Source organism: Citrobacter sp. C1, assembly GCF_014596895.2.
GTDB classification, from domain to species: Bacteria; Pseudomonadota; Gammaproteobacteria; order Enterobacterales; family Enterobacteriaceae; genus Citrobacter; species Citrobacter gillenii.
The window spans coordinates 2,881,551-2,901,220 of the sequence record NZ_CP115035.1 but is presented as its reverse complement, the minus strand read 5'-3'; the positions used below and the strand labels follow the sequence as shown (position 1 = coordinate 2,901,220).

Sequence of the window (19,670 nt, the reverse complement as noted above, 5' to 3'; positions counted from 1 at the left end):
TGAGCAGGTGGTTCACTTTAGCGAATTGATTTGTTTATGCTTTTCAGAATAATGCTGACGAACACTTACGGTTCAGTCATTTACCCATTCCGCTTTCGCTTATATACTCGTGACTTTGCTAACAGCAACCAGACGGATTTCATGTATCAACCTGTCGCTCTATTCATCGGCCTGCGTTATATGCGTGGGCGTGCAGCAGATCGCTTCGGTCGTTTTGTTTCTTGGCTTTCCACCATTGGCATTACTCTTGGGGTAATGGCGCTGGTCACGGTATTGTCGGTGATGAACGGTTTCGAGCGTGAGCTGCAAAATAATATTCTTGGCCTGATGCCTCAGGCCATTCTCTCGTCAGAGCAGGGTTCTCTGAACCCGCAACAGCTGCCGGAAAACGCGGTGAAGCTGAGCGGTGTCAATCGTATTGCCCCGCTGACAACCGGTGATGTGGTTCTGCAAAGCGCGCGCAGCGTAGCGGTTGGCGTGATGCTGGGCATCGACCCGACGCAAAAAGATCCGCTTACGCCGTATTTGGTCAATGTGAAGCAAACCGATCTCGAGCCGGGTAAGTATAATGTCATCCTTGGCGAGCAGCTTGCCGGTCAGTTGGGCGTGAATCGTGGCGATCAAATCCGCGTTATGGTGCCGTCAGCCAGCCAGTTCACGCCGATGGGACGTCTGCCAAGCCAGCGTTTGTTTACGGTAATTGGCACCTTTGCCGCCAACAGTGAAGTCGATGGCTATCAGATGTTGACCAATATTCAGGATGCGTCACGCCTGATGCGCTACCCGGCGGGCAATATTACCGGCTGGCGTTTGTGGCTGAATGAACCGCTGAAGGTCGACACGTTGAGCCAGCAAACGCTGCCGCAAGGCACCAAATGGCAGGATTGGCGTGAGCGCAAAGGGGAATTATTCCAGGCTGTGCGGATGGAAAAAAACATGATGGGGCTGCTGTTGAGCCTGATCGTGGCGGTCGCGGCGTTTAACATTATTACCTCGTTGGGCCTGATGGTCATGGAGAAGCAAGGCGAAGTGGCGATTTTACAAACCCAGGGACTTACGCCGCGGCAAATCATGATGGTGTTTATGGTGCAGGGGGCCAGCGCCGGGATTATTGGCGCGCTACTGGGTGCCGCGTTGGGGGCATTACTTGCCAGCCAACTGAACAACCTGATGCCGATCATTGGGGCATTACTGGATGGCGCTGCGCTGCCGGTTGCCATTGAGCCGTTACAGGTTGTCGTCATTGCGCTGGTGGCCATGGCCATTGCGCTGCTGTCTACGCTTTATCCTTCCTGGCGCGCCGCCGCCACTCAACCCGCTGAGGCTTTACGTTATGAATAAGATCCTGTTGCAATGCGACAACCTGTGCAAACGCTATCAGGAAGGCACCGTGCAAACTGATGTGCTGCACGATGTCAGCTTTAGCGTTGGCGAGGGTGAAACGGTGGCGATTGTCGGCAGCTCTGGATCCGGTAAGAGTACGTTGCTGCATCTGCTGGGCGGACTGGATACGCCAACGTCGGGCGACGTTATTTTTAGCGGACAGCCGATGAGTAAACTCTCTTCGACGGCAAAAGCGGAACTGCGTAATCAAAAGCTCGGCTTTATTTACCAGTTTCACCATCTGCTGCCGGACTTTACCGCGCTGGAAAACGTGGCGATGCCGCTACTTATTGGCAAGAAAAAACCGGCTGAAATTACCGAGCGTGCACGCAATATGCTGAAAGCGGTAGGGTTGGATCATCGTGCCAGCCATCGCCCGTCTGAGCTGTCGGGCGGTGAGCGCCAGCGCGTGGCGATTGCCCGTGCGCTGGTCAATAACCCACGTCTGGTGCTGGCAGATGAACCCACCGGTAACCTTGATGCGCGCAACGCTGACAGTATTTTCGAGCTTCTGGGTGAGCTGAATCGCTCTCAGGGGACGGCATTTTTGGTGGTGACCCACGATCTGCAGTTGGCGAAGCGCATGAGCCGCCAGCTTGAAATGCGCGATGGTCGCCTGACGGCCGAACTGAGCCTGATGGGAGCTGAGTAATGGCTGCGCCTTTATCGTTATTGATTGGCTTACGCTTTAGCCGTGGTCGGCGGCGTGGGGGCATGGTCTCGCTGATCTCTGTGATTTCTACCATCGGTATCGCGTTGGGTGTGGCGGTCTTGATTGTCGGTTTGAGCGCGATGAACGGATTTGAGCGCGAGTTGAACAACCGCATTCTGGCCGTTGTCCCGCACGGCGAGATTGAAGCGGTTAACCAGCCCTGGAACAACTGGCAGGAAGCGCTGGATAAAGTACAGAAAGTGCCGGGCATTGCCGCTGCGGCGCCCTATATCAACTTTACCGGGCTGGTGGAAAGTGGCGCAAATTTACGCGCGGTGCAGGTGAAAGGTGTCGATCCCAAACAGGAACAACGTTTGAGTGCGCTGCCTACGTTTGTACAGAACCATGCCTGGGATAATTTCAAAGCCGGTGAGCAGCAGATAATCATAGGGAAAGGGATTGCTGATGCGCTGAAGGTGAAGCAGGGTGACTGGGTGTCAATCATGATCCCTAACGCCAGTGCCGATCACAAACTGATGCAACCCAAGCGCGTACGGTTACACGTCATCGGTATTTTGCAGTTGAGCGGCCAGCTTGACCACAGCTTTGCAATGATCCCAATGGAAGATGCGCAGCAGTATCTGGATATGGGGTCCAGCGTGTCGGGTATTGCGCTGAAGGTTAACGACGTCTTCAATGCGAATAAGCTGGTCAGAGATGCCGGTGAAGTGACCAATAATTACGTTTACATTAAAAGCTGGATTGGTACTTACGGCTATATGTATCGTGATATTCAGATGATCCGCGCCATTATGTACCTGGCGATGGTGCTGGTGATAGGTGTCGCCTGTTTTAATATTGTTTCGACGTTAGTGATGGCGGTAAAAGACAAGAGCGGCGATATTGCGGTATTAAGAACATTGGGCGCGAAAGACGGGCTGATCCGTGCCATTTTTGTCTGGTATGGCTTGCTGGCAGGACTGTTTGGTAGCCTGATTGGCGTCGTGATTGGCATCGTCGTTTCGCTGCAACTGACGCCGATTATTAACGGTATTGAGGCGCTTATTGGCCATCAGTTCCTGTCCGGTGATATCTATTTTATTGACTTCTTGCCATCGGAATTACACTGGCTGGACGTTATTTACGTGCTGGTTACAGCATTATTGCTGAGTCTGTTGGCGAGTTGGTATCCGGCGCGTCGCGCCAGTAATATTGATCCTGCGAGAGTGCTAAGCGGCCAGTAACAATAAAAAGGAGCGGTGATGTACTACGGGTTTGATATTGGCGGGACAAAAATTGCGTTAGGCGTCTTCGATAATCAACGCCGTTTGCAATGGGAAAAACGTGTTCCTACGCCGCGCGATAGCTATGATGCTTTCCTCGATGCGGTGTGCGACCTGGTGACGGAGGCCGACCAGCGATTTGGCGTTAAAGGTTCAGTGGGAATTGGTATTCCCGGTATGCCAGAAACCGAAGACGGTACGTTATATGCCGCTAACGTTCCTGCTGCCAGTGGAAAACCTCTGCGTACCGACCTCAGCGCGCGACTGGACCGCGATGTGCGTCTGGACAACGATGCTAACTGTTTTGCCCTCTCCGAAGCCTGGGATGATGAATTCACCCAGTACCCGTTAGTGATGGGGTTAATCCTCGGCACGGGGGTTGGCGGCGGCCTGGTGCTGAACGGTAAATCCATCACCGGACGCAGCTATATTACCGGTGAGTTTGGTCACATACGCCTGCCGGTAGATGCGTTAACGCTAATGGGATTTGACTTCCCGCTGCGTCGCTGTGGATGCGGTCAGTTAGGCTGCATCGAGAGCTACCTTTCCGGTGGCGGATTTGCCTGGCTGTATCAGCATTACACCCATCAACCGCTGGACGCCCGTGAAATTATCGCGCTCTGGGAGCAGGGTGATGAACAGGCGCTTGCCCACGTCGAACGCTATCTCGATTTGCTGGCGGTGTGTCTGGGGAATATTCTGACTATCGTTGATCCGGATTTAGTGGTCATTGGCGGTGGTTTGTCGAATTTTACCGCGATAACGGCGCAACTGGCAGACCGTTTGCCACGCCATTTATTGCCGGTTGCCCGCGTGCCGCGTATTGAACGGGCACGCCATGGTGATGCGGGTGGAATGCGTGGAGCTGCTTTCCTACATCTTACCGATTAATACAAAGAGGTTGTTATGCTGTCGCGTCGGGGTCATCGGTTAAGCCGTTTTCGTAAAAATAAACGCCATATGCGCGATCGCCTGCGTCAACGGATCTTTTTCAGAGACAGAGTGGTGCCTGAATTGATGGAAAAACCAAGAGTATTAGTCCTGACGGGGGCGGGGATCTCCGCCGAATCGGGTATTCGTACCTTCCGCGCTGCGGATGGTCTCTGGGAAGAACATCGGGTGGAAGACGTGGCGACTCCGGAAGGATTTTCGCGTAACCCCGGACTTGTGCAGTCGTTTTATAACGCACGTCGTCTTCAGCTACAACAGCCTGAAATCCAACCCAACGCGGCGCACATTGCGCTGGCAAAACTTGAAGCAGAGCTGGGCGACCGCTTTTTACTGGTGACGCAGAATATCGATAACCTGCATGAGCGCGCCGGTAGCCAGAACGTCATCCATATGCACGGTGAACTGCTCAAAGTGCGCTGTTCGCAAAGCGGACAGATCCTGGACTGGACGGGAGATGTGACCCCGGAAGATAAGTGCCATTGCTGCCAGTTTCCGGCACCGTTGCGCCCGCACGTCGTGTGGTTTGGCGAAATGCCCTTGGGGATGGATGAAATCTATATGGCGCTGGCGATGGCGGATGTGTTCATCGCGATCGGTACGTCCGGGCATGTTTATCCGGCGGCCGGATTTGTACACGAAGCGCGCCTGCACGGGGCGCATACGGTGGAACTTAACCTTGAGCCGAGCCAGGTAGGCAGCGAGTTCGAAGAAAAGTATTACGGTCCGGCAAGCCAGGTGGTGCCTGAGTTTGTTGAGAAGTTATTGAAAGGGCTGTAATCGGTTTAAATCCCTCCTTGTTTAAGCTTGTGTCAGATGGCGGTTCTCACGCAGAGCCGCCAGAATCAAAAATCCAATAATGTAAAAACAGCAGGTCAATGCCAACCCGCTCAACCACATGGGCAGCCGGGTGATGTAGACCATACTGCATGAAATAATGACTAAAATAATTCCGGTGTACATTGGGTGAGCAATCCAGGCGAAAATGCCGCGCGAGACGCGTTTTGCGTTCGGTAAATAGTAGCCTGTCCATGTATGACTCCCGCCCAGATCCCATTTCCCTTTGATGACTAACACATTGCCGATAATGGCAATCGCCAGATATACCCAATCCACAGCGCTAATGAGGTGCTCGAAAAACAGGCTGTAACCAAACGCCAGAATCGGTATAAAAAAAGTGAGCCGTAGCAGTTGCGTTGCGATGAACGGCAGTAACGGGCGAGCGTCAGCTGGCTGCCGACGGGGCAGTATAAAAAGGGTGAATATGATGAGGTTAGCCAGCTCAAGTAGCATCCATAGCGTTGCCATTGGGAGCCTCAAAGCAGAGTTGGGATAGTGTAAGCGTAGCCGTTGGCAGAGTAGGTGATATCAGTCAAAAGGTGTAGAAAAGGTATTTTCCCCGGAGCCTGGGTATGATCTAGCCGACACAGGAATGCAGGTAATAACCCGGCGCAGCTAAGTGTCGCCGGGTTATAAGGGGATTAGCGTCCTGCTTTCAGCTTCTGATAGTACTCTTCATAAATTGTGCTAGCGGAGCCGACATCGTTCTGCCACTCCCCTTTATTGATAGTCTCTGCATCAGGATAGAGCGTTTTATCATTGGCCACTTCCGGGCTGAGCAGTTTACGTGCCGCCAGGTTTGGCGTTGGGTAACCGATGGTTTCGGCCACTTCTTTTGCGACATCCGGGCGCAGCAGGAAGTTAATCAACTTCAGCGCGCCTTCTTTGTTTTTGGCGTTCGCCGGAATAGACAGACTGTCCATCCAGAAAATGCCGCCTTCTTTCGGCCACACGACTTCCAGCGGCGTGCCTGCCTGACGCGCGACGAATGCCGAGCCGTTCCACACCATACCGAGGTTGACTTCACCTTCCATATACGGGTTTGCCGGGTTGTCTGAGTTAAACGCCGCGACGTTAGGCATCAGTTTCTTCAGCTCGTTATACGCGGCTTCAATCTCTTTCGGGTCGGTGGTGTTACCGGAGTAGCCCAGCTTGCGTAGCGCTACCTGGAACACTTCACGCGCATCATCGGTTAACAGCAGGCTGCCTTTGTATTCCGGTTTCCACAGATCGGCCCAGCTGGTCACAGTTTTCGGATCAATGACATCGCTATTGACGCCAATAGCCGTTGCTCCCCAGATATACGGAATGGAGTAGTCGTTATTTGGGTCAAACGGCTTGTTGAGCATGTCCGGATCGAGATTGTTGAAGTTGGTGAGCTTGGTCTTATCAATCTTCTGGATCATGCCTTCTTTGCGCATTTTATCCACGTAGTAGGTGGAGGGAACCACCAGATCGTAGGCGCCGTCTTTATACGTTTTGAGTTTGGCATACATGGTTTCGTTCGACTCGTAGGTCGAATAGATAACCTTAATACCGGTCTCTTTCGTGAACTGCTCCAGCAGTCCTGGCGGAACGTATTCGGTCCAGTTGTAGAAATAGAGCGTGTTGTTGTCGGAGGCTGTGGCGGTGTTCATACCCAGTGCCAGAGCACCCGCGGCGAGCAGGTGGCGTGACCATTGTTTCATCATTTAACGTCCCCTGAATAACATACCCGTCGTCTTTCAAGCCGCATTTTTGTTGGCTACGCTAGTTCACCCCAGGAACATAGTTATCTATGTTCCTGGGGACTCACGAGCTTGCCGCCTCAATGCAACTCGAAATCCATAGGGTATGGGCCTGTTAGCGGCCTTTAGTTTTATCACGTGCAATAAGCTGGCTGGCGATAACCATGACCAGCGACAGAACCAACAAAATGGTGGCCAGCGCATTAACTTCTGGTGACACGCCGACTTTAACCATTGAGTAGATTTTTAACGGCAGAATTTCATAACCTGGTCCAGTGACGAACGATGAAACAACTACGTCATCCATCGACAGGGTAAAGCTCAGTAACCAGCCCGCAGCGACCGCTGGCATCGCCAGCGGCAGAATGATTTTGCGCAGAATGGTGACTTCGCTGGCGCCCAGGTCTTTTGCGGCTTCCAGCATACGCACATCGAATCCTTTCAGGCGTGAGTACACTGTCACCACCACAAAAGGTAAACAGAAGGTGATATGCGAGAACAGCAACGACCAGAACCCCAGTTGAATACCGATCAGCATAAACAGCACCAGCAGTGAAATCGCCATCACGATATCCGGCGACATCATCACCACGAACAGCATACCGCTGACAAACGGTTTACCGCGAAAACGGTAGCGGTAAAGCGCAACCGCCGTCAGTGAGCCGATCAGGGTGGCAAAGGTTGCGGATAATACGGCCATCGTCAGTGAATGCTGTGCCGCCTGCAGCAGGCTGTCGTTGTTCATCAGCAGGCCGTACCATTTAGTGGTAAAGCCTTGCCAGTTGATGCCAAAGCGCGAGCTGTTAAAGGAGTTCACAATCAAAATAATGATTGGAATGTACAGATACGCGTAGATGGCGGTCATGAAACCACCGCGAAGCAGTCGACCGATCATTCGAGTTCCACCTTTTTATTCAGCAAGCGGGAGGCGCGCCAGTAAACTAATAACATCAGTCCCATCACGATGGTCAGGGTAATGCTGGTGGCGGCACCAAACGGCCAGTCACGAATGTTCAGGAACTGAACTTTTATCACGTTACCAATCAGCAGGTTTTTCGCGCCGCCCATTAGATCAGACACGTAAAATAACCCCATGGCTGGCAGCATCACTAGCAGGCAACCGGCGATAATTCCCGGCATGGTCAGCGGAATGATGATGCGGGTGAAGGTCTGAAATTTGCTGGCACCCAGATCGCGCGCGGCTTCCAGTAGCGGCTTATCGAGTTTCTCAATGCTGGAATAAAGCGGCATAACCATAAACGGCAGCAGGATGTAAACGAGGCCGATAATGACCGCGCTGGGGGTGAACATAATGCGAATAGGGGTATCAATGACCCCGAGCCACAGCAGAAACTCGTTGAGATAGCCTTTGGTACTGAGGAAAATTTTGAGTCCATAGATGCGAATAAGCGAGTTGGTCCAGAACGGAACAATCAGCAGGAACAGCAGCAGTGGACGCACTTTTTCCGGCAGTTTTACCAAAAACCAGGCAAACGGATAGCCGAGCACCAGGCAGGCGAACGTGGCAATCAGCGCCATATTGAGGGAGTGAATCAACACCTCAAAGTAGAGCGGATCGAGCAGGCGAGCATAGTTTTCCAGCGTAAAGACCATTTTGACGAAATTCGCATCGTCACGGGTCAAAAAGCTGGTGCCAATGATCATCAGGTTGGGCAGGAAGACAAATAACACAAGCCAACCGACAATGGTGACGATCACCACACTCTGGAATTTACTTGTGTTCTTCATCAGCCAGTACGACCTCCCAACTTTCTACCCAGTTAATGGCCATTTTCTGGTCCAGAGAGTGATCGAAGTCAGGATCGTCTTCGTTGAAGAATTCGCTAACCATCACCATCTTGCCATTTTCTAGTTCGACAACCGACTCCAGCGTCATGCCTTTGTAGTTGCGCTCACGCACGTAGCCGATAAGTCCTTCGATGTGGTTGTCATCGTTGATCTCATCTACGCGCAGATCTTCCGGACGCAGCAAAACATGCAGTTTTTGTCCCGGCGTAACGGCGAAATTCACGTAGATGTTGCACTCTCGACCTTCAACGTTAGCACGAACGCGTTGTTCATCCAGACGTTCAATCACCGTCGCGTTGAACATATTGATCTCACCGATAAACCCGGCGACGAACAGATTTTTCGGCTCTTCGTAAATTTCTCGCGGCGTGCCGTCCTGCTCAATTTTGCCGTCACGCATCACCACGATACGGTCTGACATGGTCAGCGCTTCTTCTTGATCGTGAGTGACAAAGACAAAGGTGATACCGAGCTTACGCTGCAGCGCTTTCAGTTCGTTCTGCATCTGCTTGCGCAGTTTGTAGTCCAGCGCGGAGAGCGATTCATCTAACAATAGCAAACGAGGTTTGTTGACCACTGCACGGGCAATTGCCACACGCTGCTGCTGTCCACCGGAGAGTTGATGGGGTTTACGCTGGGCAAACTCTTCCAGTTGCACCATGCGCAAGGCTTCGGTGACGCGAGGTTGAATGTCGGCAGTCGGGGTCTTTTGCATGCGCAAACCGAAGGCCACATTCTCGAACACGGTCATGTGGGGGAATAACGCATAACTTTGGAATACGGTGTTCACATAGCGGTTTTCCGCAGGTACGTGAGTGATATCCTGGTTGTCCAGCATGATATGACCGGAATCAACCGTTTCAAGACCCGCAATCAGGCGAAGAACGGTTGTTTTACCGCAGCCAGAGGGGCCGAGCAGCGTGAGAAATTCGCCATTGTTGATGGTCAAATCCAGGTCGGAAATCACCTCTTTGCCATCGAAACTTTTGCGAATTCCCGCTAATTGCACCAGTGGAGAAAGCGAACGCGGTTGTTTATTCAATTTTTTACTCTGTCCCATGTAAACGCAACGGATGGCTGACCGCTGCGGGGTTTGTGGTTAACCACCTTGATGACTCTTAATGAGGGCGATTATTCTACGGCAAACCATTGTAATCGCCAATCCTTGTTGCGAATTACTGACTTACCCTTATAGTCAGAAGGGGTGTCAGAGACAAATATTCTCACTTGCGGGGATAAAAATGACCTGACGCAATATTTGTCTTTTCTTGCTTATTGATAATGTTGTCACGAAAAGTGAGGGTGACTGCATGGATAAACTACTTGAGCGTTTTTTACACTACGTGTCGCTGGACACTCAGTCCAAATCGGGTGTGCGGCAGGTACCCAGCACTGAGGGGCAGTGGAAGCTATTACAGCTGCTCAAACAACAGCTTGAAGAAATGGGGCTGGTTAACGTTTCATTAAGTGAGAAGGGAACACTGATGGCAACGTTACCCGCAAACGTTGCCGGTGATATTCCCGCGATTGGCTTTATTTCTCATGTCGATACCTCACCGGATTTCACGGGTAAAAACGTCAACCCGCAAATTGTTGAAAACTACCGTGGGGGCGATATTGCGTTAGGCATTGGTGACGAAGTTCTGTCGCCGGTGATGTTCCCGGTGTTACATCAACTTTTGGGACAAACGTTGATCACCACCGACGGTAAAACCCTGCTGGGTGCGGACGACAAAGCCGGAGTGGCGGAGATAGTGACCGCGCTGGCTGTGTTGAAGCATAAAAACATTCCCCATGGCGATATTCGTGTGGCCTTTACGCCCGACGAAGAGGTGGGTAAAGGGGCGAAGCACTTTGACGTCGCCGCATTTGATGCGAAGTGGGCTTACACCGTTGATGGGGGTGGCGTGGGTGAACTGGAGTTTGAAAACTTCAACGCGGCGTCGGTCAATATCAAAATCGTTGGTAACAATGTGCACCCTGGTACCGCAAAAGGGGTGATGGTGAATGCGCTGTCGCTGGCTGCTCGTATCCACGCAGAGGTTCCGGCAGATGAAAGCCCGGAAACGACCGAAGGTTACGAAGGTTTTTACCATCTGGCGAGTATGAAAGGCACCGTTGACCGGGCGGACATGCACTACATTATCCGTGATTTTGACCGTAAACAGTTTGAAGCGCGCAAACGTAAAATTATGGAGATCGCCAAAAAGGTTGGCAAAGGGTTACACCCGGACTGCTATATCGAACTGGTGATTGAAGATAGCTATTACAATATGCGCGAGAAAGTGATTGAGCACCCCCACGTGCTGGATATTGCCCAGCAGGCGATGCGTGATTGCGACATTGAGCCTGTGCTGAAACCTATTCGTGGCGGCACTGACGGTGCGCAGCTGTCGTTTATGGGATTACCGTGCCCGAATCTGTTCACCGGCGGCTACAACTATCATGGTAAACATGAGTTTGTGACGCTGGAAGGAATGGAAAAAGCGGTGCAGGTGATCGTGCGTATTGCCGAATTGGCCGCGAAACAAAAATAAAGAGTGTGTAGAGGCCGGATGGTGGCTTGCGCCTTATCCGGCCTACAGATACCTCATTCCGTGGGCCGGATAAGCGAAGCGCCATCCGGCGCAGTCACTACTAATTTACCCTTCGAAGAACCAGTATCCGCTGTTAACCAGCGCGGCCAGCATGGCGAGGAAAGACGGATCTTCCAGCGCATCTTCAAAGTTCTCGGCTGTCAGCACAATATGGCTGGCCAGCGCCTCGAGGGCAGGGCGATGCGGTGAGTTAATTTTTTCACCGTTGACGTAAACCTCGTCGCCGACACGGATAACGCGTAATCCGCCCAGACGTACCAGCACATCCCCTTGTTTCAGCGCGTCGTAGATTTCGTCGGGCTGATAAGGTGGCTCCGGCGGGGCGACATCCAGCTCATGACGCGACTGGGAAATAAACTCCCCAAACCACTGTTTGAAATGTTCAGGTTGATTAATCAGCCCCAGCATCATTTCACGCAGTTTATCCATTTCTTGTGGCAGAACATCCGCCGGATGGTCGCGCGGCGGCAGGTCCGGGTCGCTGTAATAGGTGCTGCCCAGCTCACGTTGCAGAACGTAATCGGCGAATCCGCTGATTAACTCCCGGGCGTTCGGGGCGCGGAAACCGACAGAATAGTTCATCGCGTTTTCCAGCGCGTAGCCTTCGTGCGGGAATCCTGGCGGGATATACAGAATATCACCCGGCTCCAGCTCCTCATCAATGATGGCCTCGAACGGATCAACCTGCAGCAGATCCGGGTGCGGGCAGTGTTGTTTTAGCTGGAGTTTTTCGCCTACGCGCCAGCGACGACGACCGGTGCCTTGAATGATAAACACATCGTACTGATCCAGGTGCGGACCAACGCCGCCGCCGGGCACGGAAAAGGAGATCATCAGGTCATCAATACGCCAGTCCGGTAATTCGCGAAACGGACGCATCAGCGCGGCGGTCGGTTCGTGCCAGTGGTTGACGGCCTGGACCAGCAGCGACCAGTTGTTCTCGCCGAGATGGTCATAGCTTTCGAATGGACCGTGGCTCACCTGCCATTTACCGTCCTGATGGCTGACCAGTCGGCTGTCGACTTCACTTTCCATCGCCAGTCCGGCCAGTTCATCAGGGGACAGCGGATCGATAAAGTTTGTAAAACCACGCTTTAAGACCACCGGGCGCTTTTGCCAGTGGCGTTCGAGAAAGTCGGGCCAGTTGAGGTTTAATTGGTATTCCATAATGCGCATCCGCAGACTGTTGGTTGCTCCGATTATAACGGATGCTTAACCGGATAAGTGATCCCGGTACATAAATATTACAAACAACTTACTCGTCTTTATGCCCCGGATGCTGACGGCCAAAAATGACCTCCATGCGCGCGCCGCCTAACAGGCTGTCGCCTGCGATAATTTGCCCGTCATACTGCTCGGTAATTTCGCGAGCTACCGCCAGCCCCACGCCTTGCCCGGGGCGTAAGGTATCCACACGCTGGCCGCGATCAAAAACCACTTCGCGCTTGGCTTGTGGAATGCCTGGACCGTCATCTTCCACCAGAATATGTAGGCGATCGTCGGACAGGTGAGCGGAGATCTCGACGAACTCCAGACAGTATTTACAGGCGTTATCCAGCACGTTACCCATGACCTCGACAAAATCATTTTGCTCGCCGACGAAACTGATTTCGGGTGAGATATCGAGACTAATAGTGACGCCTTTACGCTGATACACCTTATTGAGGGCGGAGGTTAGCTTATCCAGCAAAGGGGCAACCGGGTGCAGTTCGCGGCTGAGCAGGGCGTTACCACCGCGCATGCTGGCGCGATGCAGGTAGTAGCCAATTTGCTGGGAAATGCGGCTAATTTGTTCCAGCATCACGGGTTCGGCATCCGTTACGCTCATCTTTTCATTGCGCATCGAGCGTAGCGTGCTTTGCAATACCGCCAGCGGTGTTTTCAGGCTATGGGTGAGATCGGTTAAGGTCGTGCGGTATTTATCGTAACGCTCACGCTCACTTTTCAGCAGTCGGTTGAGGTTACGTACCAGGCTAGTTAGTTCCCGCGTGGTGGCGGGATTGAGCATCTCACGGTGATGCTCCTCAAGTTCTCGGACCTCACGCGCCAGTGACTCGATAGGCCGTAAACTCCACCAGGCGGCGACCCATAGCAGCGGGATCACGAGCAGCAAGTTGGCGACCAATACATAGATAAACCAGCTCCAGACCATATACGAGCGCTTGAGCTCAATGGGGATAGTGTCGACAACGACAATGGTAAGCTGAGGCATGCGGGCGGTCTCAGGGTAGACGTTTACCGCCACCGAGTGGGTCATTTCGGCATCGTTATCATCTTCTCTGACTTCTTTAAGCTGCTGTTGCGCGGAGTGATCTTCGCGCAGTAACGTGCTGGTGGCATCGACATCGGCTTCTATTTCATGAAAACCATTCGTTTTTAACCAGTCCGGCTGAATACTGTGCGTCAGCCAGGGGACATCGCGTTGTGCCCACAACAATTTGCCATGTTGATCGTAGATCAGCGACATGGTGGGGCTTTGCATATCGAGATGTTCAGGCAGTTCGACCTGGAGCTTGCCGTCTTCCCATTTCGCGAGGGTGTAAAACAAGTTACTTTCACCGCGCAGAAGACGAAATGTGGTCTTATCAAAGCTTACGCTGTAACCCACCAGCGCGACCATACCATAGGCCAGTGAAAGCACAAGGACAACGCCAGCGGTCGCCAGCAAAAAGCGTACACGCAGCGATAACGGGAAAAAATGACGCAATAATTTGTTCATTAGCGCAGTTCGAAGAGGTAGCCCTGTCCACGTACAGTGGTGATCACGTCATCCGGATATTGCGCCTGAATTTTTTTGCGCAGACGTCCCATCAGTACATCGATGGTGTGGCTTTCACGCAGTTCTGCATCCGGATAAAGTTGTAGCATCAGTGAGTCTTTGCTGACCACTTTGCCGTTATTGCGGATCAGCGTTTCCATGATGGTGTATTCAAACGCGGTGAGTTTGATAACCTCATCATTCACTGATAATTCGCGGCGGGAAAGGTCAACCTGAAAAGGCGGCAGCGAGATAATTTGCGAGGCCAGGCCGCTATTGCGGCGCATCAGTGCCTGCATGCGGGCGACCACCTCTTCAATATGGAAAGGTTTTGTCACGTAGTCATCAGCCCCAGCGCTGAGCACTTCCACTTTATCCTGCCAGCCTTCGCGGGCGGTCAACACCAGAATGGGGAGCGAAACGTCATTGCTGCGCCAGCGGCGGATCAGTGACAAGCCATCTTCATCGGGCAGACCTAAGTCGACGATCGCAATATCTGGCAGATGTTCGTTAAGGTAATAATCTGCTTCCTTTGCATCCTCAGCATCATCAACCTGGTGGCCTGCATCCTGTAACTGAACCTTCAGGTGGTGACGTAATAAGGCATTATCCTCAACAACCAGTACGCGCATCTTCGTTTCTCCCTAAATTGACGGTATGAATAGTTTAACGCTGATTATGTGGATTGAAAGCAGCGCTATGAAATTAAATAACTTTTCTCATGCTCCCCTGCCCGTGGGGGCGTCCTGGGGGCAATGCCGTTGGCATCTGATTGTTCAGCATGTTGACCTGATCCTGGTTCATGTCGCCAATCCACTTGGAGTAAACCTCGTACACCATTCGCGCATCTTCATGTCCCATCTGACTCGCTATGAATGACGGATTCGCTCCGGCCATCAACGTCCAGCATGCGTAGGTATGCCGTGACTGATAAGGATTCCTTTCGCGGATATTGGCAAGTTTAGTGCCTCGCTTCCAGCCATAGGCAATCGAGTTCTTGGAGAAGTAACTGCCTTTTTTTGACGAATATGCTGTCGGTGAAAAAACGAAGCGAAGAGATTGCTGCTCAGTTTTTCCGATCTCCCGATGGTGAAATCGAATTTCTTGCTTCGGATTAGCGCCGGTGACTTCGTATTGTTCCTTCAGTGCATCCAGAGCAGGTTTAAGCAACGTTATCGTCCTTATTCCGGCATCTGTCTTAGGGGGTACAAATACTCGCTTATTCGTCAAACTTCTGGATACGTGGATTTCACCTTTTACCAAATCAATGTCTTCCCATGCCAGGGCGCATATCTCGCCCGGCCTCATCCCCGTATGTACGGCAACAATAATGATTAATGCCTGGCTACGGGGAAGGGCGGCTATCAGAGCCTGGTACTCATGAAGTAAAAGTGGGTCGGGATCATTTTTAGATAACTTGAGTCGCGACACTCCTTCATAAGGAGCATGCAATATAAACTGGCTTCGGTTTGCGAGCTTAAGCATTTCTGATAAAACTGCCATCTGTTTATTGACTGTTGAGGGCGCGCGGCCCTGCCTGGTCAGATTCGGCATTGCCGGGTTAATAATTGTCCCGGTCAATAACTCCTTTCGGTAATGCAAAATATCGGCATGCTCAATATCTACCAGACGGGTATTTTCTCCGACTACACGCAGTAACGTATTTACGACCGAAGTAAGCGATAGCAGTGTTGCACCAGATACCTCTAAGGCTTTGGTGTCTGTAAAAAAATCACTTAGTTCTTTAAACGTGGTAATTTTTTTGGTTGTGATGAACTTCTTAAGCGCTTTGGATTCCGGGAAACGTTCCGCATAGTCGAACTTACCGAGCTGTATTTCACTTGTTATGAGCGCACGAAGATTTCCAGCTTTTTTGATGTTGCTGCTGTTCACCGTCCAGCCGCGAAGGACTTCGCGGCAACGTTTGCCGCGATAGGTAAATGTGATCCGTATTTTTCCATTATGCAGCTCAACGCCGGTTGGAAAGTCCATCATGCATCCTGTACTAATTGGTTAATCTTTGGATAGTTGTACCAAAGCAGACCTTTAGAATTGTCAGTTTCCCCGAGAGCTGTCAGATGTTTGAAATGCACGCCTTCGATCCACAAATTCAACCGATAACTTTTAATTTGTCTTTCCGACAAGCCGGTCTTTTCTGTTAGTCGCGCTTCAACCATCCACTCTTCGCTGAAAATGAGTTGCGACATACATAACTCCGATGCCGCCAGCCACAACAGTACATGCTGCAGCTGGCTGTAAGTGAAAACCTAAAATCAGTTTTTTGTCAGGCGCTGCCAGATTGCAGATACGTATTTGACCTGATGCCGGGCGTCAGAAAGCGCATTGTGCATGTCGCCTTCAAACGGGATGTCGAAGCGCGGGTTGATACCGACAGATTTACCCAGTTCAACCATGGTCCTTACGTCCCTGTCATTCCAGAACGGAACAGCGAAGGGAGTCTCTGCTAATGCATATGCGCGGCGGAGAATGACGTTATCAAACGAGCATCCATTACCCCACAGCTGAACAGTGTGACTACCGTTAGCAGCATTTTCAGCAATGAAGTCAGCCAGTAGTTCAAGGGTTTCACGCAGCCCCATGGCCTCATCAACCAGAATTGCAGAGCGGGCTTCAGATGATTGTTTCAACCACCACTGAATTGTTGACGCATCCGGTTTCATGCCAAACGACATCGATGATTCAAGACTGACAACCTGGTAAAATTCGGCACCAGTGTTACCAGTTGAAGGATCAAAATATACGGCGCCGATAGAGACTATTGGTGCATCAGGACCGCTGCCCATAGTTTCCAAATCAACCATCAGGTGAGTATAAAAAGCGTTCAGGTGATCCGTATCTATATGGTGAACGGGTTCATTATTCAGGGAAGCTGGAGGCTCACCAGTTGCATCAGTGCTTTCAACTGGCAAAGCTGCTGCTTCGCCCTGAGGCACATCAGGATTGGCTTTGATTTCGCTGTTGTCAGTTTTTTCCATCTGCACATCGCTGGTGGTTTCCTCGGTATTGGCTTGATGTAATTTTTCTTCGACCGCGCGCTGGCGTACCTGGTCTACGACAGAAAGCGCTGGCGCCGGCTGGTTACCCATCAGGCCATCAATGGAGAAAACACCGTTGCCCATGTTGGCGATTTCTGGTTGCTCGGTTATTGCCTTCTGTTCAGCTGTGGACTTCTCTTTAATCTCGTTTTCCCAGCTTTTTTCTGGTACGTGACCGGCTGCCGCCAGAGTTTCTTCAGTTGGGTGCTGGTGGTCGGTTTCAGTCAGGTTTTTGTTGATGTAACGGCTCAGCAGTTCCGGGAAATGGTGAGTGTTTTCTTCTGCACTACGAATAAGCGCGAAAATAGCGGCGCGGGAATAATCCAGGATACCAGCGCGTTTGCGCAGGGCGGCGGACCACTCTTTGAAAGGGCTTTCGTTTTTAGAAATGATCTCTTTTGCACGACGGAAAACGCCACCAGGAATATCGTAGATGTTGAAATCCATTGGAAGTGTGGCCAGCGCAATATCAATGTCCAGAGTATCCAGCGTGTGGACAAGTTCCGGGTTGCGATCGGTCTTATTGCCTCCACCAGCGTTGGTTCCGGAGTCAGTGCGCTGAATCTGCGACACACGATTGCCCTTACACCACTCTTTAACCAGCAGCCCACGGTCAATGTGCTCAGTATTGAACCAGGCCTTAAAGAACTGAATGACGGTGACCAGTTCAACTCGTTTTCCATCAACCGGAAAAACGGTTTTCAGCGCGCTGACAATCTTCCAGATATCGATCTCTGGCGCCTTCCTGAATGGTTCTACATTCTCGGCGGCAAGCAGCAGGTTCTGCACATAGCTGTTATCCACATCCAGCTCGAGTTCTTGAATGGTTTTCTTCTGCTCAGTATCAATATGGTAAGCATATTCTTCAGAAATAAACTGAGCTAAGAGGCGCTGGCGTAGCGGCAGAGTCGCAACGGTAATAAGCTCTGGCGTTACAGGTGGAGTGGCATGTTCATCACCCGCAACTCCTGCTTTCTTTTGATTAACCCACTCCTGAACGGTAAGAGCTCGCTTTTCTGGTTCTTCAATCCATTCGGTAATAAATTGCTCAAATGAAGCAACGGTATAGACCTGCTCACGGTCGAAGACTTCTTTTACAGCGCTTGTCAGCTTCCACTCGACATGAGCAGAAAGCTCTTTCACCGCTGGCACATTCGAAACGGCCTGTAACAGGTTTTGTACATAGAGATCATTTTCGTTCAGTACCATTTGCCCGATCTGGATGTGCTGCGCTTCACTGATTTCCTTCTCTTCAGTGTCATTGACCAGGTGCGCAATCAGTCGCTGAGACAGGCGCAGGCGAGATATGGGGCGGAGCAATGCTGGCGCATCGCTGTTGGGTACATTGTCGCTGGAAGTTTCAGGTTTTTGCTGACAGGAAGTCTCCTGATTCTCATTATCAGGCTTCTGTTTCAGTTGCCACGTTTGCTGGTCTTCTGCCAGTTCGTAACGATCGCACCATGTGTCATCAAGTTTGCTTTCCTCAGGAAGATCGTCAACAACAAACCAGTTGGTGCGGACAGGTAATTGATAGTCGGCGCCACGACCGACGGCAATATCATTGTCTTCGAGAATATTGAGGATTTCGCGTTCTGCACGGGAATCTGATTTCGCAGAGAACCAGCAAAACAGGTTTTTTGCCTCAGTTGCTTTCGCTTTGGCTTTAATAAGATACGCATACGTTAACATTGCGTTCGGGCTCCATAGGATTGTAAGATACCCGGCAGCTGATGATCGCCGCCTAAGGTAGTGGTTATTGGTCAAAACTCGTTCCGGAAAGCTTTGGTCGGCTGACCGGGTACTTAACCCGCCTTGCGCGGGTTTTGTGCTTTATGGGGTAGGGGATTTTCCCTGCGCCAGCTGTGCGACGGGGACCCACTCCAGAGCATTCAGCACGGGCTCAAATGAATCAGGCGTGTGAGTAACGGCGCGAACGACGTCAGCCACGCTGGGGTTTGCTTTGCTAAGGTGGTACCCGCCACCAGCGCCACGCTGGCTGGTGACGATTTCACTGCTGCGCAGCTTCGAGAAAATCTGCTCGAGGTAAGACACAGACAGCTTTGATTCTTTACTGATAGATGCGATGGAAACCGGACTGCCGTTGTAAATCCTGTTGAGGATGGCAACGACCTGAACAGAAGCCACCACGCGTTTCATTCCAAACTCCATCATGCATCCTTTGCCGGTTCGCGACCGTATCCCGGGTTATCGTTTAAGGCGTCATTCAGAACCTGCATTGCCTCATTATGTGGGAGAGTCAGAGCAAGTTTGATCGCCGTTCCAAGAGCTTCAGCCGCACATTCAAACTTACGAGCGAGCCTGGCTGTTTCATCAACTTGTTCACCCATCGCTTCCATTTCAAAGTTGTGCTCAGTCCAGATTTCATCCATCACATCACTTTCAACTTCTTCACGTAATGCTTCTTTTACTTCCAGAACAGGCAAAACCCCGATTAATGCCTCGGCTGGTGCGCTGCTGAAGCGCAATGCCAGATCGTTAGCTGACATAAAAACCTCCGGAAAAAAGCCCGCCACGGGACGGGCAAAGAACACTTTTCCAATTTAACCAGAACAGGTCTTCGTCTCCTGTTTGGTTACGATGGTGGTATTACCATCAC

The 19,670-nt window shown here is 51.5% G+C and carries 19 protein-coding genes; 6 read left to right on the top strand and 13 right to left on the bottom strand.

Annotation, left to right across the window (positions count from 1 at the left end; all coding sequences use genetic code 11):
• Nucleotides 1-141: 141 nt before the first annotated feature.
• From lolC to cobB, 5 genes are read left to right on the top strand one after another with little or no spacing between them, the layout of a single operon-like run.
• Nucleotides 142-1,341 (top strand): lipoprotein-releasing ABC transporter permease subunit LolC, encoded by a 1,200-nt coding sequence (lolC, locus tag IB214_RS14085; RefSeq protein WP_117341987.1) that lies wholly within the window; start codon nt 142-144, stop codon nt 1,339-1,341.
• Entirely contained in the window at nt 1,334-2,035 is a 702-nt protein-coding gene (gene lolD, locus IB214_RS14080) for a lipoprotein-releasing ABC transporter ATP-binding protein LolD (RefSeq protein WP_115258741.1), read from the top strand. The genes lolC and lolD overlap by 8 nt, the downstream gene beginning before the upstream one ends.
• Nucleotides 2,035-3,279 carry a lipoprotein-releasing ABC transporter permease subunit LolE gene (gene lolE / locus IB214_RS14075; protein ID WP_096757411.1) on the top strand — a complete coding sequence of 415 codons (1,245 nt, stop codon included), beginning with the start codon at nt 2,035-2,037 and terminating at the stop codon, nt 3,277-3,279. The genes lolD and lolE overlap by 1 nt, the downstream gene beginning before the upstream one ends.
• A gap of 18 nt (nt 3,280-3,297) precedes the next feature.
• The gene (nagK, locus tag IB214_RS14070; RefSeq protein WP_096757410.1) at nt 3,298-4,209 is read left to right on the top strand and encodes an N-acetylglucosamine kinase; all 912 of its coding nucleotides are present in this window, start codon (nt 3,298-3,300) and stop codon (nt 4,207-4,209) included.
• Nucleotides 4,210-4,224: 15 nt separating this feature from the next.
• On the top strand, nt 4,225-5,046 hold the full coding sequence (cobB, locus tag IB214_RS14065; RefSeq protein WP_115258740.1) for a Sir2 family NAD+-dependent deacetylase: 822 nt from the start codon (nt 4,225-4,227) through the stop codon (nt 5,044-5,046).
• A gap of 21 nt (nt 5,047-5,067) precedes the next feature.
• Here cobB and IB214_RS14060 read toward each other — a convergent pair whose 3' ends face one another.
• The 5 genes from IB214_RS14060 to potA form a co-directional block, all read right to left on the bottom strand.
• On the bottom strand, nt 5,068-5,574 hold the full coding sequence (locus IB214_RS14060; protein ID WP_117341955.1) for a methyltransferase: 507 nt from the start codon (nt 5,572-5,574) through the stop codon (nt 5,068-5,070).
• A gap of 173 nt (nt 5,575-5,747) precedes the next feature.
• The gene (potD, locus tag IB214_RS14055) at nt 5,748-6,794 is read right to left on the bottom strand and encodes a spermidine/putrescine ABC transporter substrate-binding protein PotD (protein ID WP_117341988.1); all 1,047 of its coding nucleotides are present in this window, start codon (nt 6,792-6,794) and stop codon (nt 5,748-5,750) included.
• 154 nt (nt 6,795-6,948) lie between these two features.
• Nucleotides 6,949-7,728, bottom strand: coding sequence for a spermidine/putrescine ABC transporter permease PotC (gene potC / locus IB214_RS14050; RefSeq protein WP_003030794.1), 780 nt, complete (start codon nt 7,726-7,728; stop codon nt 6,949-6,951).
• Entirely contained in the window at nt 7,725-8,582 is an 858-nt protein-coding gene (gene potB, locus IB214_RS14045; RefSeq protein WP_096757407.1) for a spermidine/putrescine ABC transporter permease PotB, read from the bottom strand. Before potB ends, potC begins: the two co-directional genes overlap by 4 nt.
• Nucleotides 8,566-9,702, bottom strand: a complete 1,137-nt coding sequence (gene potA, locus IB214_RS14040; protein WP_096757406.1) for a spermidine/putrescine ABC transporter ATP-binding protein PotA — start codon at nt 9,700-9,702, stop codon at nt 8,566-8,568. Before potA ends, potB begins: the two co-directional genes overlap by 17 nt.
• A gap of 250 nt (nt 9,703-9,952) precedes the next feature.
• Between potA and pepT the strand changes: the two genes are divergently transcribed.
• Nucleotides 9,953-11,179, top strand: a complete 1,227-nt coding sequence (gene pepT, locus IB214_RS14035; protein ID WP_096757405.1) for a peptidase T — start codon at nt 9,953-9,955, stop codon at nt 11,177-11,179.
• A 105-nt stretch (nt 11,180-11,284) separates the two neighbouring features.
• Here the strand turns inward: pepT and roxA are convergent, their stop codons facing one another.
• The 8 genes from roxA to IB214_RS13995 form a co-directional block, all read right to left on the bottom strand.
• Nucleotides 11,285-12,406, bottom strand: coding sequence for a [50S ribosomal protein L16]-arginine 3-hydroxylase (roxA, locus tag IB214_RS14030; RefSeq protein WP_096757404.1), 1,122 nt, complete (start codon nt 12,404-12,406; stop codon nt 11,285-11,287).
• A gap of 88 nt (nt 12,407-12,494) precedes the next feature.
• Complete coding sequence (phoQ, locus tag IB214_RS14025) at nt 12,495-13,958, bottom strand: two-component system sensor histidine kinase PhoQ (protein ID WP_117341956.1); 1,464 nt, start codon at nt 13,956-13,958, stop codon at nt 12,495-12,497.
• A complete protein-coding gene (phoP, locus tag IB214_RS14020; protein WP_096757402.1) occupies nt 13,958-14,629 on the bottom strand; it encodes a two-component system response regulator PhoP in 672 nt (223 codons plus the stop codon). The genes phoQ and phoP overlap by 1 nt, the downstream gene beginning before the upstream one ends.
• A gap of 73 nt (nt 14,630-14,702) precedes the next feature.
• Entirely contained in the window at nt 14,703-15,989 is a 1,287-nt protein-coding gene (locus IB214_RS14015; RefSeq protein ID WP_044700610.1) for a site-specific integrase, read from the bottom strand.
• Entirely contained in the window at nt 15,989-16,204 is a 216-nt protein-coding gene (gene xisR / locus IB214_RS14010) for an excisionase family protein (RefSeq protein WP_032943036.1), read from the bottom strand. Before xisR ends, IB214_RS14015 begins: the two co-directional genes overlap by 1 nt.
• A 66-nt stretch (nt 16,205-16,270) precedes the next feature.
• A complete protein-coding gene (locus IB214_RS14005; RefSeq protein WP_053090400.1) occupies nt 16,271-18,742 on the bottom strand; it encodes an exonuclease in 2,472 nt (823 codons plus the stop codon).
• Between the two features lie 141 nt (nt 18,743-18,883).
• Nucleotides 18,884-19,210 (bottom strand): Rrf2 family transcriptional regulator, encoded by a 327-nt coding sequence (locus IB214_RS14000; RefSeq protein WP_032944383.1) that lies wholly within the window; start codon nt 19,208-19,210, stop codon nt 18,884-18,886.
• A gap of 11 nt (nt 19,211-19,221) precedes the next feature.
• Nucleotides 19,222-19,560: a hypothetical protein gene (locus tag IB214_RS13995; protein WP_135912188.1), complete on the bottom strand. Its 339-nt coding sequence runs from the start codon at nt 19,558-19,560 to the stop codon at nt 19,222-19,224.
• Nucleotides 19,561-19,670: the final 110 nt, after the last annotated feature.